General features: G+C 36.3%; 12 protein-coding genes. 9 read left to right on the forward strand and 3 right to left on the reverse strand.

Annotated elements, in window-relative coordinates:
• The first annotated feature begins 272 nt into the window (after positions 1-272).
• The 3 genes from P4L16_03200 to recD are packed head-to-tail and all read left to right on the forward strand — an operon-like array spanning position 273 to position 8,612.
• Entirely contained in the window at positions 273-3,647 is a 3,375-nt protein-coding gene (locus P4L16_03200) for an exodeoxyribonuclease V subunit gamma (protein MDR3624130.1), read from the forward strand.
• Positions 3,625-6,918 (forward strand): UvrD-helicase domain-containing protein, encoded by a 3,294-nt coding sequence (locus P4L16_03205; GenBank protein MDR3624131.1) that lies wholly within the window; start codon positions 3,625-3,627, stop codon positions 6,916-6,918. Before P4L16_03200 ends, P4L16_03205 begins: the two co-directional genes overlap by 23 nt.
• Positions 6,915-8,612, forward strand: a complete 1,698-nt coding sequence (gene recD, locus P4L16_03210) for an exodeoxyribonuclease V subunit alpha (protein MDR3624132.1) — start codon at positions 6,915-6,917, stop codon at positions 8,610-8,612. The genes P4L16_03205 and recD overlap by 4 nt, the downstream gene beginning before the upstream one ends.
• On the opposite strand, the gene P4L16_03215 is transcribed toward recD, so the two are convergent.
• Positions 8,605-10,032: a hypothetical protein gene (locus P4L16_03215; protein ID MDR3624133.1), complete on the reverse strand. Its 1,428-nt coding sequence runs from the start codon at positions 10,030-10,032 to the stop codon at positions 8,605-8,607. The two genes, recD and P4L16_03215, sit on opposite strands and share 8 nt — an antisense overlap.
• Positions 10,033-10,184: 152 nt before the next feature.
• On the reverse strand, positions 10,185-10,472 hold the full coding sequence (gene rpsT / locus P4L16_03220; GenBank protein ID MDR3624134.1) for a 30S ribosomal protein S20: 288 nt from the start codon (positions 10,470-10,472) through the stop codon (positions 10,185-10,187).
• Positions 10,473-10,635: 163 nt separating this feature from the next.
• Between rpsT and P4L16_03225 the strand changes: the two genes are divergently transcribed.
• From P4L16_03225 to P4L16_03250, 6 genes are read left to right on the forward strand one after another with little or no spacing between them, the layout of a single operon-like run.
• Entirely contained in the window at positions 10,636-11,481 is an 846-nt protein-coding gene (locus P4L16_03225; protein MDR3624135.1) for an RluA family pseudouridine synthase, read from the forward strand.
• Positions 11,478-11,948: a hypothetical protein gene (locus P4L16_03230; protein ID MDR3624136.1), complete on the forward strand. Its 471-nt coding sequence runs from the start codon at positions 11,478-11,480 to the stop codon at positions 11,946-11,948. The genes P4L16_03225 and P4L16_03230 overlap by 4 nt, the downstream gene beginning before the upstream one ends.
• Positions 11,945-12,835 carry a pyridoxal 5'-phosphate synthase lyase subunit PdxS gene (gene pdxS / locus P4L16_03235; GenBank protein MDR3624137.1) on the forward strand — a complete coding sequence of 297 codons (891 nt, stop codon included), beginning with the start codon at positions 11,945-11,947 and terminating at the stop codon, positions 12,833-12,835. The genes P4L16_03230 and pdxS overlap by 4 nt, the downstream gene beginning before the upstream one ends.
• 2 nt (positions 12,836-12,837) lie before the next feature.
• Complete coding sequence (gene pdxT / locus P4L16_03240) at positions 12,838-13,425, forward strand: pyridoxal 5'-phosphate synthase glutaminase subunit PdxT (GenBank protein ID MDR3624138.1); 588 nt, start codon at positions 12,838-12,840, stop codon at positions 13,423-13,425.
• 51 nt (positions 13,426-13,476) lie between these two features.
• Positions 13,477-14,346 carry a hypothetical protein gene (locus P4L16_03245; protein ID MDR3624139.1) on the forward strand — a complete coding sequence of 290 codons (870 nt, stop codon included), beginning with the start codon at positions 13,477-13,479 and terminating at the stop codon, positions 14,344-14,346.
• Between the two features lie 60 nt (positions 14,347-14,406).
• Positions 14,407-15,414, forward strand: coding sequence for a hypothetical protein (locus P4L16_03250; GenBank protein ID MDR3624140.1), 1,008 nt, complete (start codon positions 14,407-14,409; stop codon positions 15,412-15,414).
• On the opposite strand, the gene P4L16_03255 is transcribed toward P4L16_03250, so the two are convergent.
• Positions 15,411-16,241, reverse strand: coding sequence for a competence protein CoiA family protein (locus P4L16_03255; protein ID MDR3624141.1), 831 nt, complete (start codon positions 16,239-16,241; stop codon positions 15,411-15,413). The genes P4L16_03250 and P4L16_03255 overlap by 4 nt on opposite strands.

Here is a 16,241-nt window from a genome sequence, read left to right on the forward strand (position 1 = left end):
ATGACAATAGTACAAGCAATATAATATTTGCCAAAACATATGCCCAATAGTCATTAAAAAACACAAAGAATATATCAAAAAAACTATATACACAAACAAGTTCAAAAAACAATTCTTGAACTTGTTTGTGTATATTTTATCTCGTTTACTAGCGTCAAAAAGATTATGGTGCTTATAGCTGTAAAAAATGATATAAGTAATAAGTTTTATTGCGTAAATTGCTTTAAATTCTAATCTGTTTAATTTTGCAACTCATTTAATATAAGTATATTGTGAAAACATTTCCTACCTACATATATAGCAATCGTGTAGAGGTCCTTTATGAGGGCTTGAGGAATCTGCTTTTTTGTGAAGATACAGATGCGTTTACAAAACGTATTGTTATTGTTCCAAGTGCCTCTATGAAGCGCTTTTTGATGCTTCGTCTTGCTGAGGATAAAAAGTCGGGCATGGCTATGGGATTGCATTTTACTTATGTAAAGCAAGCAGTTGGTATGCTTTCAAGGTCTTGTTTTTCTTATTCTTTTGATACTTTTACAAACAAGATGGCACTTGTATTTCGCCTTGAAATGGAAATAAAAAAAGCTTTTTTTTTATTTTCTACATTGGGTGTAGAGCAAAAGGCTTGGAATGAACTTTTTTCTTATTTGCAAGTAGATCCTCAAAAAAATGAAAAATGGCCTGAAAGTGTAACAAAAAGATTGCTTGGTATTTGTAATAGCCTTGCAGAGTTATTTTTGGAGTATGGAATAACAGCTGCACACATGCTTCAGAGATGGCAAGAAAATCCACTTTTAGATGGATACCAAAGCCTTTTATGGATGCGTATTTTTAGTGATAATTATCCTTATAAACATTTAGAAAATATACCTTTTCAAAGTACAAAAGAGCATAACATCCAGGTGCATATTTTTTGCTTAAGCTATATTGCAAAAATTTATTTCAACTTTTTTAAAGAGCTTGCAAGAACAACTCCTGTCTATATGCATTTATTGTCACCTACGCCCCTGTTTTGGACAGATACGCTGACAAGTCGAGAAACACTTTCTTTGCAAGGTAAGTGGAAGAAAAGAAAAGTTAAAGAAAACACTCAAAACGATCTTTTTGATTATGTAAGCAATACAAATCCACTACTTTCAAACTTTGGAAAAGTGGGAAGAAAGTTCTTTTCTATGATAGAAGAAGAGGAGTCTTTTGCCTACTCCTCTTATGTGCTTCCAAGTCCTTTGGCTCCTGTATATGAGGAGTGGGAAAATAATGAAGTTGTATTGTTTGAGGAAGCTCTTGATAAAAGATTGCAAAAGATACAGGCTGATATACTATTCATGCGTAATCCAAGAGCTTCTGTAAGGGTTGATGTTGCAAAAGATGATGATTCAGTACAAGTATATGCTGCCCCCTCAAAGTATAGAGAAGTACAAATCCTTTATGAAAAAATACTCTCGATTGTTTCAGCGAATCAATTCTTATTAGATGATGTTGTTGTTATGGCCCCATCCATTGCAGAGTATGCGCCTCATATTAAAGCCATTTTTGGTTGCAAAGAGAGCCTCATGGATTTTCAGTTGTTAGATGTTAAAGTTGCAGAACAAAATAGTTATGCAGAAGGTATGCTTCTTCTTTTAGGGCTTTTAGATAATAGATGGAGCGTTACATCGCTTATGGCCTTATTGCAGCACCCACAATTTCAAAAAAAGCATACATTTTCAGATAGTCAAGTTCAAGAGATTGAGAAGTGGACAAGAAAAATGCATCTTAGCTGGGGCAATGATAATGATCATAGAAAAGAGATGCTGCAAAGGCTTTATGGAAGAGATTTTGATGTCTCTATCCGTTCTACTTGGGAGCAGTGCTTTGAAGGCATTATGAAGGATCTTGTTGGATCAGATAGCGAATCCTTTGCTGAAGAAAGCTTTACAATGGCAAGCCTTCTTGGTAAATGGCAAGAATTGTTAAGATCTTTGAGGTCAGATTTAAGGGTTTTAGAAGATGGAAGTATGTTTTCTTTGAAAGAATGGAGCGCATACTTAAAATGCTTGTTACAAGCCTATTTTATTTTCAATGAAAGTAAAGTACAAATAGAAGAGTGGAATTATTTAATTGATAAATTCACGCTTCTTTCTAAAGCAGATTATTTTTTAGATAGTAGTGAGAACATAAAATTTAGCTTTGTGTCTATTCGTCCACATTTACAAGAAATGCTTCAAGAAGAAGTTTTTGCTGTACATGATAATAAGTTGAGAGCTGTTCGTTTTTGCTCTCTTTTGCCAATGAGAGCAATTCCTGCAAAAGTGATTTGTTTGATAGGCTTGAATGAGGAGGCATTTCCAAGAAAAAATCATAAATCTCTGCTGGATTTTAGAGGTCTTTATAAAGATAGTGACTATTCTCCGACAAGTGCCGATTATGATAGGTACTTATTTTTGGAAGCGCTTCTTTCAGCAAGATCACATTTTATTATGAGTTATTCTAAAGGTAAAGATGAGGATAGTGCAACGCATAGTCAATTTATTACGGAATTTTTAAGTTATAATAAAAATGCATTTACAGTACCACTTACAGTGGTAAATCATCCTTTAGATGCATTTGCCGCATCTTATTTTTCGAAGCAAAATATGTGCTCACAATCGGCTTATGCTTTAGCAAAGGCTTATTATAAAAAAGATAGATGCGCTCCCTTTCGTCCCTTTCCAGATTTTTTTGTGCATGCAGACGTAATTATCGATCCACATAGCAAAGAAAATGCTATTGTGAAGATAAGTGATTTAAAAGCGGCTCTTGCAAATCCCTTAAAGCTGTATCTTAACCAAGAATTGAATTTATATTTGTCTCAAGAAGAGAAAATGCAAGATAATGAAATTAGCCTACTATCCCCTCTCTTACTCTATCAGATTAAAAAAGCCTCTCTAAGACATCCACTAGAGAAAATTTTTGCTGTTTTAGAAAAAGAAAATAAACTTTCTCAGGGCTTGTTCAAAAATCTTTCCAAGAAGCACATCATAGAAGAAGTCGAAAAACTGCATCAGGAATTGTATGAACAAGGTATTGGATTAGAATCAATTGTAAAAATACATTTGAAAGAGAAATGTAGAAAGCAAACACAAGTTTCTTATAATACGATTCTGTCCCCTCCAATTAGTATACCATTTGAAAATGGGTCTGTATTGATTACAGGAAAAATTGAAGAAATCTCTTCTAAAGGGTTGCTTTCGTTTAGAAAAGATCAATTTAAAGAGGCTCTTAAAGAGCTTCCAAGCTATCTTGTACTTCATGCATTGCAAGAGGTTCCGTCTGAAAGGGCGCTACTCTTTTGCAAGGATGGAAAAAAGAAAAAGGCATTTTTTGAAAATCCTTTCCCTCTTTTGCAAAAGTTACTCTCTTATTACTATTTTTGTAGGAAAAATCCTCTTTTATTTTCTTCTGAATGGTCGGAAGATATGATGAAGAGTGCTTCTTTAAAGTTAAAAAATAAGGTAAAAATGGCTCTAGAAGAGTATATAGGGGTTGTTGATCCTTACATTAATTTTGCCTGTAACAAGGATGATCTACCCTCTTCTGATCTTTTAATTACAAAATGGCAAAATGCCCCTACAGATATTTTTAAAGAAGTCAAATCGGGATGGTATGGAAAAGATGCAGAGATTTGATGTTTTAAGTAGCAAGTTGAATTGCTTTCAATCGCATTTTTTAGAGAGCTCTGCTGGAACTGGCAAGACATTTTCTATAGAAAATATTGTAGGGCGTCTTTTGATAGAAAAAGAGCCTCTAGAATTACAAGAGATTTTACTTGTAACCTTTACAAAGGCTGCAACAAAGGATCTAAAGATACGTATTTATTCTCACCTTTGTAAATTATTGGATATTTTAGAGGGAATTAACAGAGAAGAAAGTATTCCTGAATATCTCTTAGAGCTGATGAAAGAAAACAAAACAAAGCAAGCAATTACTCGTATACAGATAGCTCTTTCCTGTTTTGAAGAGGCTCAAATTTTTACAATCCACGCATTTTGCGCGCGTATGTTAAAGGAGTATTTTGTATTTGCAGGCCTTCCTGTATCCGTGTTAAACCCAGATGATTGTAGTTATTTAGTAAAAGATGAGCAGCTTGTAAAAGACTTTTTACTGCATCTGTTGCCAGAATTATGTAGTACAGCGCAGCTACAACTGATTTTGAAGCAGTATTCTATAGAGAAGCTAATCAAAATAATTGCCTCGTATATGCAAAGAGCACAAAAAACAGAAAAATATGCGAATTTTTCGCAATCTTATCGTGCATTTTGTGCATGCGTTGATAGTTTAAAGAAAAATCGTTTAGTGGATGGCAGCAAGCTTTTAGAGGCATTTAAAACAATAGCTCCTTTTTATACTGAAATTTGCAGCCGCCAAGGCAATGTGAAAGAAGAAATTTTAGATCATATTGAACATTTTATACAGCTATTTGAAAAGGATAAAATTACCTACGAGGATTTTGATCAGTTGATTGAAGTGGGCCTGCCTATTGTTGAGTTACTTTTGGATAATAAGCTTAAGAAAAATATTTCTAAGCCCATATGGCCAGCCTGTCTAGATATGATTAAAGATATGCTTTACCCTATTGTAGAGGATGCAAGAGATGAAAATAAGATCATTTTACGCTTAGTACGAGGATGTTTGGAACTTAAATCTAGCTGCACTGAGGATGCATGTTCGCCAGATGATATTTTAAGAAAAATGCATGAGAGTATGGATAAAAAAGAATTTGTCCATGCTATCCAAGCGCGTTATAAAGCTGCAATTATCGATGAATTTCAAGATACAGATCCTTTGCAGTGGAATATCTTTCAGAAGTGCTTTTTAGATAATTCAGACAGTAAGACAATTTGCTACTTGGTAGGCGATCCAAAACAATCTATCTATGCATTTAGAAGAGCAGATATTTATACATATTTGCACGCAGGAGATGTGCTTGGAAGAGAAAATAGATATTTTTTAGACACAAATTTTCGCTCTTCTGCAAAATTGATTGGAGCTTTAAATGCCCTGTTTTGTGAAAAGCCTTGGATTAGTTTGCCCTCTCTTCAATCTTTTTTGCATGTCGAAAGAGTAAAGTCTGCTCCACATAAACAAGAGGGCTTTAATAAGCCACTGCGCTTTTTTATAGCAAGTTCTTCACCCGGAAGAAGTAAGGCCTGGCCTACACCTACAATTGAATTAGAAGCATTTTTTCCCTATATTGCTAAGGAAATTGCAATGCTTTGTAAAGATTGTAAATTCCTGTTTTCTGATATGGCCATATTGGTAAGAGATCGCTATCAGGGTGTGCGTATAGGCTCTTATTTAAAAAGTCATGGAATAAAAGTTCAATTTAAAAGAAGTGATTCTCTTGTGAATAGAGATGCCTGGAACTCTTTGAAGGCGGTTTTATACTTTTTTATGGATCCTTATGAGCCTTCTATATTGCCTAAATTATTAATGACTCCCCTCTTTGGTTTAACAGCCGTGCAAGTTGCAAATAAGGATGAACGTTTAGAATCAGAATTGTTAAGAGAGCTTCAGCAGTTGAAAGTAGTGCTTGAAGAGCATTCTTTTGCAGCATTTTTTCATGAATTACTCAATGAAAAGAGATCAGAAGAGATTTTAGCAAGAGATGCAGGTATTGAGTTCTATAGAGAGCTTATGCAGCTATTTGAATTGATTTTAGAAAATAAGAGCTTATCTTGGAGGTCTAGTGCGCATGCTATTTTAAGTTATTTAAGCGAATTAGAATTAGAAGAAAATAGTGATGGTTTAAAAATTTTGCAAGAAAGTGAAAATGCGGTTCAGCTAATCACTCTTCATGGAAGTAAAGGTTTAGAATTTCCTGTTGTATTTGCCCTTGGTTTGATTAATAGAACAATGCATGATGAAGAGGCTGTCTTTCAAAATGATAAGCTTGTTGCCGCAAAAAAGGGCTCCTTTTCCTATCAAAAATATATGAAAGAGGTAGATGCAGAAAAAGAAAGACAGCTTTATGTTGCACTTACCAGAGCAAAAGAGTTGCTCTATGTGCCTGTGTTGATTAATGAAGATCAAAAACAGGTGGCAGATGGGTTTGCATCGCCCATGGAATTATTTCTCAATGCTCATTTCGGAGCAGTTACAAAAAATAGCCTCAAACAGTTTTTAGAAGGAATGCATCCAGAAATTTCCTGTGAAATGATTGAAAATAAGATAGAGATATATGTACAAGCAAGTGAAGAGATACCTCTATTAGTAGAGCCAAAAGTCCTTGCAATTTCAAAAGAAAAGCTTGGAATTTATTCTTTTTCATCACTGCACTCTTCTTGTACTCCTGGAAGTAGTAATAAAGTTATCATGGGAAAGCATGAAAAAATGGTTCCAGGAGGTATGCTTACAGGTACGATCATTCATGATATTTTAGAAAATAAGGTAGGGATATGTAGTAAAGAAGAGATTTTGTCCTATATTTTAGGCACTGATTTGGAAGGGTATGAGGACTCAATTGCTTTGATGATTAATCATACAGTATCTGTGCATCTTCCCTCTGGATTTGCTTTAAAGGATATTCCTGATAATAAAAAACTTGTTGAAATGGAGTTTTTAATCCCTTGGGACAAAGAAGTTGTTATTGAAGAAATTACCCAGGAGTCTGGATTTTTAATGGGGTTTATTGATTTAATTATTGAGCAAGGGGGTAAGTATTACATTATAGATTGGAAAACTAATGTGTTAAATAGCTACGCCCAAGAAAATCTAAAATCTGCAATGAATGAATGTGGTTACTTGTTGCAAGCAAATATTTATACTGCAGCGTTAAAAAAGTACCTTAAAAAGGTTGATAAAAGGCCATTTAAAGAATGTTTTGGAGGCGTTTATTATCTTTTTTTACGCGGGATTTCAGAAGATCCTTACAATTTAAGTGGGATTTATCAGATATGACAGGATTTGCACAGCAAATTTTTTTAAAAGAGCAGAATAAAGAAATAGATGCTTTCTCCTTTTCTCTTTTTCAAACGCTTTTAAAAAAAGGGTATTTTTCTTATCTAGAAGCAGAATTTGCAAAGCAAGCCCAAACACCAGCAGAAGCAAATCTTCTTGCCTTTGTGCTTCTGGCAGCAAGAAATGGACATCTCGCGGTAAAAATTAATGCAGATGAGATTATCCCTTCTCCGCATGATTTTACGGGGTTTTCTACAGAAGTGGAAGTTGCAGAAGAAGAGACGAATGCTCTTATAGCATGCTTAAAAGTGGCTTGCTCGCCTCATTTACATACTTTAGAAGATTACGTTTATATACCCCGTTATTACTCTTATGAAACCCAGTTTCTAAGTCTACTTAAAGCTATTTTAGTAGATAAAGTAGAAGTTGAAATTGCTTTGGAGAAAGTAACTTATATGCTTGAGAGGCAATTGAAAGATAAAAAACTACTCCCCTTGCAAGCAAGAGCAATTGAGCAGAGTTTATTGAATCCTCTTACAATTCTTACTGGAGGACCAGGAACTGGTAAAACGTATACAGCAAGTCATCTGATACATACCCTTTGGGAGGCACTTTCTGAAGATGAGAAAAAATATTATGAAATTGTGGTGTGTGCGCCCACTGGAAAGGCTACAGCGCATTTGCATGCCAGCTTAGCTAAGTTATTAAGTGACGATACACTTCTTTCTTGCCTATCTTCAAAGACGCTGCATTCTCTGCTTGGGATAAAGCCCAGTTCAAGTAGCCTTTTAGATGATGAGCTAGAATCTATTACAGCAGATCTTATCATTGTAGATGAGAGTTCTATGATTGATGCAAGTTTAATGATTAAGCTTTTGTCTGCAAGAAAAAAAGGCTCTCGTATCGTGCTTATAGGGGATAAATATCAATTGCCTCCAGTAGAGTCTGGTAGTTTTTTTGCAGACCTTTGTGATATGCTTCCAGAATATACCGTAGAGCTTATTCATTGCATGAGAAGCGAGTTAAAATCAATTATCAATCTTTCTAAAGCAATTAATGAGGGTGACACTAAAAAAGTATTATCTTTGTTTCCTGCTCTGCAGCCATTTGATTTTAAGGAAGATGAAATTAAGCAAATGCAAGAGCAGATTATTCATCTCATGTTAGATCATTTTCCCTGTACACAAGAGGATGAAAAAGAGTTTAGTTCTTTTAGAGTGCTCTCACCTATTCGGAAAGGTTTTTTAGGAGTGGATGAATTAAATCGCCTATGTGCCTTAAAATTGCAAGATAGGGCAAAAAGTCTTCAGAAGCCCTTTGTTGCACCGATCATGCTGAGTGCAAACGATCATGTAAAGCGGCTTTACAATGGAGAAGTTGGTTTGCTTTTTTTTAGAGAGGATATGCAAATTGATTATGCGTGTTTTCAGGAAAAGAGGTTTCTACCAAGAGAGCTTCCCCCATATGAGTATGGTTATTGCTTATCGGTACATAAAAGTCAGGGAAGCGAATTTGATCATGTATTGCTCACACTTCCTGAGGGTTCAGAGCAGTTTGGCAAAGAAGCGTTATACACAGCAGTAACGCGCGCAAAAAAGTCTTTAAAAATCGTTGCTAGCGACAAAATTCTAGCTAATTGTGTTGCAAGGCCAAGCCGTAGGATCTCCTCTCTTTGCCATCGCTGGACTATATAATATAACGAGTCTCAGACAGAATAGAGTACATAGCATCTTCTTTATCAATAGAGTCCCATTTTCCTAGCCAATAATTTGCTGGCGTATCGTAAGAGCTCTGACCATTTACCATTCTTGTTCTTTCTAACTGTTTTGTATCAAGATCTTCTTCTGCTAAGTAATACACATGACTACCTATCTCGTAATCATGTTCATTTTTTGGAATAGGAATTACGCTAAATCTTGGAGCATCTTCTGGCTCAGAAGGTTCCTGAAGTACACAATGAGGCCAGGCTATGGTAATCTTGCGATTAATAGTAAGATTCATAATATCATCTTGATATCGGATATTTGTTCTACGAAGATCTATCCAAAGCAATTCTGTTAACTCCTGGATAGAGTTGATGTTTATGGGTCGCTCAATTTGTGAACAACAAGAAAGATCAAGTCCTTGAAGCTTTGGAGATCTTTTTAAAAAATCAAAATCGTGAATATTCCTACAGCCAGATAAGTATAGTGTAGTGAGGTTTGGAAAGGTAGCTCGTTGAACTGCATTGTTATTGCCAAAGCTGGACGCATCAATATTTGAGCAATTAGAAAGGCTAAGTGTTGTAAGTGACGCTTGTATTTCTTTTGGTAAGTTTCTAAGGCTATAAACATTAGTTTTATCTAACAGTAGTGTTTGTAGATTAGTATTTTTGCAATGCTTAAGCGCCCATTCATCAATTGTATTGCCTCGTAAATCTAGTTGCGTAAGAGTTGGTGGTAAAGAATTTAAATGTGATCCATCAAAGCCCTGGCAGCAAATAATACGTAAAGATGTTAATGGTAAATCTTTTAAATCTGTAATGCCAGCATCAGTGATATTAGGGCATTTATATAGGCAGATATCCTTGAGGTTGTTTTGATTTTGTAATTTTTTAAGATGCTCATCTGTAAGCCAATCACAGCCTGTGCCACTAGCCCAATTACATCCATGAATATTATAGATACTACGACTGCTATACAGGCATGTAAGATTTGGGTGTTTATCCAATAGATTGCCAAATTCTTCAGGAGATAATACAACAGAAGGATCTAGCACTAAAACTTTTGTTGATGCTGGTTGTTCGATATTTTTTGAGGGGTTAACCCTACATCTTTGGGGAGAGAGAGTATTAATTTTAGCAATACAATCTCTATACTTTTGTGAAAGTGCAGGATTCTTGCTCGCTAGTACAGCCCAAGAAAAAGTTTCTAATTTGTAAGAAGCTTCTTTTAAATCATTACTTGAATAAAATAACTTACAAATACGCCAAAATAGCTTTGTAAAAAATCCCTTTTTATGAACAGTAAGGTCTGCACTAAGCCAGCTTTCATTTTTATCGAAGTGCGCAAGTTCATCAAGCTTATTTTCAATTGTCTTCTCATCCCAGTGTTTGCTGCCCAAAGTAATATCCATATCGCACCTAATTTATATAAACATAATTGTAAATTGTTGTGCAATTAAGTGCAAGTTGGTTTGCGTATAATTTGTTTGTACGTATATGGCCTGGGTCGTCTAGCAGCCGGAATGGCTTGGAGAGAAAAGACCCAGGCAGTGGAGGAGAGATTTTATGCGTGCGCTGCAAACCTGGCTGCAACTCTTGACTTAGTACGGCTTGCTGTATTGATTTTGTAGATGCCTTTTTTAACACCTTGGTCCATCAGGCTGTATATTTCATTGAGATTTGCTTTTTTAGTCGCTGCATCAGCTTTAGAAAGTGTTTCATCAAATGTTTTTATAGCTGTGCGTACGCGTGATTTGAATGATTTATTGATAAGACGACGCTTTTCAGCTTGATCATCACGCTTTAGCGGTGTTGGACGTCTTGGTTTTTTTGCTTTAGGATCTTTTGTCATCGTTCCTCAATTCTTGTTTGTGTATTCAAGCCATGCACTATAGCGCGACGTAAGATAATTCGTCAAGTTGTTAAATTAAATGTTTGCATTGGATTTCCCTCTTTTATTTATGAGCTATGTGCTTTATGATTTTCTTGTTTAAGTTTATCTGTTTGAGGACAAGTTGAAAAAATATATATGCGAAGAGAAGAGTGCTCTCATTGAGCAAGTTGCTAAGTTATCCCCTGATAGTTCAAGAACTACGATACGTTCATTATTAAAAGAGATGCGTGTGACACTGAACGGCCGAGTTGTTAAAGAGGCTGCAAGGGAAGTGATTCCCGGAGATGAGGTGCGTCTTTGGCCAAAAGTTAAAAAAGTACAAAAAGATGTAGAAATTCTTTACGAAGATCCTTATCTTGTCGTGATCAATAAGCCAGCGGGGCTTTTAAGTGTAGAAGCAAATTATGAAGACGTGAATACAGCACACAGCGTTTTGAAAGATCTTTATCGTCCAGGAAGAGTATTTGTAATTCATAGACTAGATAGAGAGGCATCTGGCGTCATGATGTTTGCAAGGGACGATGCAACACTTTGGAATATTAAAGAGCAGCTTCAAAAGCATGAAGTGCAAAGAAACTATTCTGCAATCGTTGAAGGTGCAATCAAAGAGGAGAAAGGCGTTTGGCAAAGCTATTTGGTTCAAGATGAAAATTATGTGATGCATAGTCTTCCAGAGAGTCATGTAGGTGAATTTGCTGTGACGCACTATGAAGTTGCAAAGAGAAGTGCAAAATTTACTCAACTTGAAATAACTCTCGAGACAGGCAGAAAGAATCAAATTAGGGTGCAATCAGCCTATAATGGACATCCAATTGTTGGCGATAAAAAGTATGGGGCTAAGAGAAACCCTGTTGAGCGCCTTTGTTTGCACGCTTACAAGCTCTCCTTTATTCATCCAGCTAAAGAGAAGAGAATGTGTTTTGAAGTGCATCTTCCAGATGAGTTTTATACAATTTGGGAAACATGAAAGCTTGGTTAAAAGAGAATAGCAAAAAAATTGGTATATATGGCTTAGCTCTTATTGCAGGAATTGTTCTGTGGTATTGCTGTGGTACCATTAAAGATTTATATAGTTATTTTAGACTTAACAGTTCTACTAGTAGTCAGATTGAAGGATTGAGTGTTGGTCAAGTGGATGATGATCGCTTTGCTGTAGCTGTAAACTATTCTTATGTTGTAGAGGGAAAGCATTATACGGGTGAATCTTTTATACTTGACCATCTGTTTCGCAATGCTTTTGCTGCAGAGCCGCACAAAAAAGAGTTAGAGCGGCAAGTATTTACTGTTTTTTATAATAAGTCAGATCCGGCAATTTCCTCAGTGGACAAGCGTTTCCCAACAAAAAGAGCTGTTTATACAGTAATCTTGATCTTAGTCTTTGTTTACTTTATAAAGATGCGAGAATGGATTAAGCAGGGAAAGCAAAAAATATGAGCGAAAAAGAGTATGGTTCTTGGAGAGTTAAAGTAGGCCTTGCCGATATGTTAAAGGGGGGTGTCATCATGGATGTCACAACCGCAGATCAAGCAAAAATCGCAGAAGATGCAGGAGCTGTTGCTGTAATGGCTCTTGAAAAAATCCCAGCTGACATTAGAGCAAGTGGCGGTGTTGCTAGAATGTCCCATCCAGAGATGATTGTGCGTATTCAAGAGAGTGTAAGTATTCCCGTTATGGCAAAATGTCGCATTGGCCATTTTGTTGAAGCTCAGATATTGCAAGCATTGAAAGTAGATTTTATCGATGAAAGCGAGGTCCTAACGCCTGCGGATGAGGAAAATCATATAGATAAGCACAAGTTTACAATACCCTTTGTATGTGGGTGTAGGAGTCTTGCAGAAGCTTTAAGGCGTATTGCAGAAGGGGCGGCAATGATACGCACTAAAGGCGAGCCTGGAACTGGTAATGTTGTAGAAGCTGTGCGCCATATGCGCTCTGTTGTAAAGTCGATACGCATGCTTGCAGGATTGGATCAAACAGAACTTTATAGCGTTGCAAAGGATATGGGAGCGCCTCTTCATTTGGTTCAAAAAGTTGCAAAAGAGCAAAAGCTACCTGTTCCCAACTTTGCAGCAGGCGGCATTGCAACACCTGCAGACGCAGCTTTAATGATGCAATTAGGTGCTGAAACAGTGTTTGTGGGTTCTGGTATTTTTAAGTCAGAAGATCCTGTTGCAAGAGCTAAGGCTATTGTAAAGGCTGCAACTTATTATAATGACCCAGAAATTTTGGCAAATATTTCTATGGGGCTTTCTGATGCAATGAAGGGCTTAGATATTCATACTCTTAAAAAGGATGAGCTGCTTGCAACAAGGGGCTGGTAGATATGCTTACAATAGGTGTTCTTGCTTTACAAGGAGATTTTCGAAATCATATTAAAGCTTTTCAAAAGCTTGGTGTAGATGCAATAGAAATAAGAAAAGCTACAGACCTTGATAAGTGTTTAGGCCTTGTTATTCCAGGAGGAGAGTCTACTTGCATTACAAGGCAGTTGGAATTTAGTGAGATGGAGCAAAGTATTATTGCTTTTGCAAAAGAAAAACCTGTTTGGGGCACATGTGCAGGACTTATTCTAATGTCTAAAGATCTCTTCTCCAAGGGTGTTATTTCTTTAGGGCTTTTAGACATCAAGGTAGAGCGCAATGCTTATGGAAGGCAAAAAGAGTCTTTTGAAGATGAGATTGAAGTTCAATTAGATTCTAGCTCCTCTATTAAGTTTAAGGGTGTGTTTATAAGAGCTCCCCAAATACATGAATGGAATCCTGATACGGTGCATGTGCTTAGCTCTTACCAAGGTCGTCCCATTTTGGTAAGAGAGGGTAATCACTTGGGATCCACTTTTCATCCAGAGCTTACAGACGATCTGTTGATTCACAACTATTTTCTTTCAATCATCTCTTCTGTAAAAAAATAACTTGCATTTTCTCTATAAAACTTTTAGTTTTCTCTTTATACGAGGATCATAATGCAAACGATTACATTGAAAGAAAAGACAAAGAAAGGCCAAGAGATGCAAGTCACTTTTTGCCCTGAAAAGGGCATGAATCTTGTAAGTTTTAAGTATGGTAATGTAGAGATCATCGACCAGTCTACAGGTGTAATTTTTGAACAGAGATGTGCAGGTCTTGGCGCTTTAATTGGTCCTCACTTTCATCATCGTAAATTAGATACAATTCCCCATATTGAAGATGAAGATTTGTTTCCGCACTTTCATTTGTTACGAGAACAAGGTGTAAAAGAGCCTTTTTCCCATGGTATTGCACGCTATGTTCCTTGGAAAATTGAAAAACTTACAAATAAAATGGTGCGTGCAACGCTCTCTTCTAAAAGTGAATGGAAAGGTATTTCCCTGGGAAAGATTGAGGGACAAGAATTTAATATGGTTTACATTGCTGAAATGAGTAATGCAGGGCTTTGCATACAGTACTCTATTGTCAGTAGTCACAACTCTCTTGTAGGTCTTCACTATTATTATAATAAGGGGAAAAATGCAACAGTGGAAGCATCTGTTGGAAAGCAGTATAATGACCAGGGAATTATCAAAACAATACCTTCCAATTGGCTTAAAAATGGAAAGCTGAGATTTGATCTTGCTAATGCTGCCGATTATGGATTTTTGGCAAATCCTCATCCCCTAATGGCAAGTATTCGGCTAACAACTTCTGATTATCAGCTGGTAGTGCGCTACGTTTCTGCAACAAAAGAAAACTCTTGGCAACTTTATCATCCAAAAGGCTCCTCTTACGTTTGTATTGAGCCTATGAGCGCTGCAGATCCAAGAAAGCCGCAACTTAGCGTAAGTGGCATTCTTGTCAATATTGAAGCCGAAGTATAGCGTCTTTATAGTTTGTTAATAAATCCTATTTATAATAATGTTATTATAAACTTGGGAGGAATGATGACTATAAATGGATATAACCTAGATAAAGCGCTCTATTTGCTAGGACCTTTAAAGGAATCTGGTGCAAAACAAGGCATAATCACCCAAGTAATTTCTCATATTTGGATTGTGGCACAAAGAATTTTTAATTGTATGTTTGGAGATGGCAAATGGTACAATGAAGAGATCGCAAAAGGTCTTGTTGTTACCTATTATAATGATTCCAATCTTCATACGGCGGAATTTCTTGATAAAATAACACTTATAAGAAATGCCCTTTTGTCAGGAGGATGCATTGATAAATTGGATATAATATTTACAACGCTTCCGCCCAATCCTATACCTCCACAACCAAAAGGCGCTCCTGTAGAAGAGGAAGAGCCGAAGCCAGATCCTAATCTTCCTAAGAAGGAAGAGCCTCTTCGAAAAAGAAAACCTGGTACTAATTCAATAGAACAGCAAGAGGCTTTAAGAGTTATAAGAGTGGAATTTTGTGGGCTGAATATTGTAATAAAACATCTTAGGGAGAATTTAGAGAAAATGGCAATGCCTGTAAAGCTTGCACGGGTTGAGTTAGATAAGCCTTACACTTCTGAAAATGGTCCATTAGTAAAACCTCAAGATGTATATTATGCAGAGGTACGTAAGTTAAGAAAAGAGTTGCCTAAAATTGTTAAAGCAGTAGAAGACTTATTACTACAATTTAATGAGTGTTCTGAAAAATGTAAAAAACAGGTAGATGAGTGGCAGTGTGCTTTTGATAAACAAGAGGAGTTTCGAAAGAGCATAGAAGAGCTACAGAAATTGTGTGAGGAACAACAAGAGGTGGCCACTACTTTGGCAAAATTAAATAAAGAGGATATTGAAAATATAAAGAAGCTTAAGAGTATTTCAAAGATACGTGATGAGATAAAGGGTCTGGTTCACTACACATTTGAAGATGAGAATGCTACGGAGAAGATTCTTCAAAATGATATTCATCTATTAAGAGTATTGGTTTATCGGCGCTTAAGAAATGGTTAGCGGCATGTACGCTCAAGAATCATATTCATAAGTATGCTACAGAGTGTCTTGGCCTTCTTTGTAAGAGATAGAATGGATGAGTGTTTAATGGAAGAGGGGATTTTCTCCTCTTCCATTATTTTTTGAAGAAGCTTTTCTTTCTTTTGTATGAGAACTAGATCCATTAAATCCCCTTTAAAATAGTAGGGCCATAGTGTAGAGCGCTTTTGAAGAGATGGTAGATGAGGAGCGTTTATTGCTGGCAGAGGATTTATGTCATTTAGTGATACTGGAAAGGGTTTTAATATGGATGTTCTTAAATTATTTTTACATAGATCAAATTGATCATAGATGATGCCATAGCCCTTTTCGTTAAAGTTAGTCCTGAAAAAAGGATGGTGGATAAGTGCTTTTTCTGCTGCTAGGTAAGTGTGTTTGTTGAATGTCTTGTCATGCAAAATCCAGATGACTTTGTAGTCCAAAGATGCGTAATCGAGGTTTCTTTGTAAAAGTTCTTGTTTGCTGATAAAAGAGCATTGAATTTCAAAAATGAGCTTTTTCTCCTCCCAGACAACATCTGCAATGCGCCCAATGGAGGGCATTCTCTTTTCTAATAGGCATGCTGGAATGATTTTTTGCAAGTGAAGCTGCAGTGCAATGTGTGTTTCACTCTTACCGCTTTGGCTGCAATGTAAAGGTTTTTCTGGGTGATAAAAGTGTGCATGCCTCTGTTCTCCTAGGCGTACACGCAGATTTGAGCCACACTCAATGCAGATATAGTCTTTTTGCTTTAATGCATCTTTTACAAAGAGTAGCTTTTGGTTTTCATCGAGGGCGTATAGTTGCAT

Source organism: Chlamydiales bacterium, from assembly GCA_031292375.1.
Classification (GTDB): Bacteria; Chlamydiota; Chlamydiia; order Chlamydiales; family VFKH01; genus JARLHF01.

Coding starts and splice junctions, on each gene's coding strand:
- pdxT (MDR3624138.1), top strand. CDS start 12,838: ATGCTTACAATAGGTGTTCTTGCTTTACAAGGAGATTTTCGAAATCAT.
- P4L16_03230 (MDR3624136.1), top strand. CDS start 11,478: ATGAAAGCTTGGTTAAAAGAGAATAGCAAAAAAATTGGTATATATGGC.
- pdxS (MDR3624137.1), top strand. CDS start 11,945: ATGAGCGAAAAAGAGTATGGTTCTTGGAGAGTTAAAGTAGGCCTTGCC.
- P4L16_03205 (MDR3624131.1), top strand. CDS start 3,625: ATGGAAAAGATGCAGAGATTTGATGTTTTAAGTAGCAAGTTGAATTGC.
- rpsT (MDR3624134.1), bottom strand. CDS start 10,472: ATGACAAAAGATCCTAAAGCAAAAAAACCAAGACGTCCAACACCGCTA.
- P4L16_03250 (MDR3624140.1), top strand. CDS start 14,407: ATGATGACTATAAATGGATATAACCTAGATAAAGCGCTCTATTTGCTA.
- P4L16_03255 (MDR3624141.1), bottom strand. CDS start 16,241: ATGCAACTATACGCCCTCGATGAAAACCAAAAGCTACTCTTTGTAAAA.
- P4L16_03245 (MDR3624139.1), top strand. CDS start 13,477: ATGCAAACGATTACATTGAAAGAAAAGACAAAGAAAGGCCAAGAGATG.
- P4L16_03215 (MDR3624133.1), bottom strand. CDS start 10,032: ATGGATATTACTTTGGGCAGCAAACACTGGGATGAGAAGACAATTGAA.
- recD (MDR3624132.1), top strand. CDS start 6,915: ATGACAGGATTTGCACAGCAAATTTTTTTAAAAGAGCAGAATAAAGAA.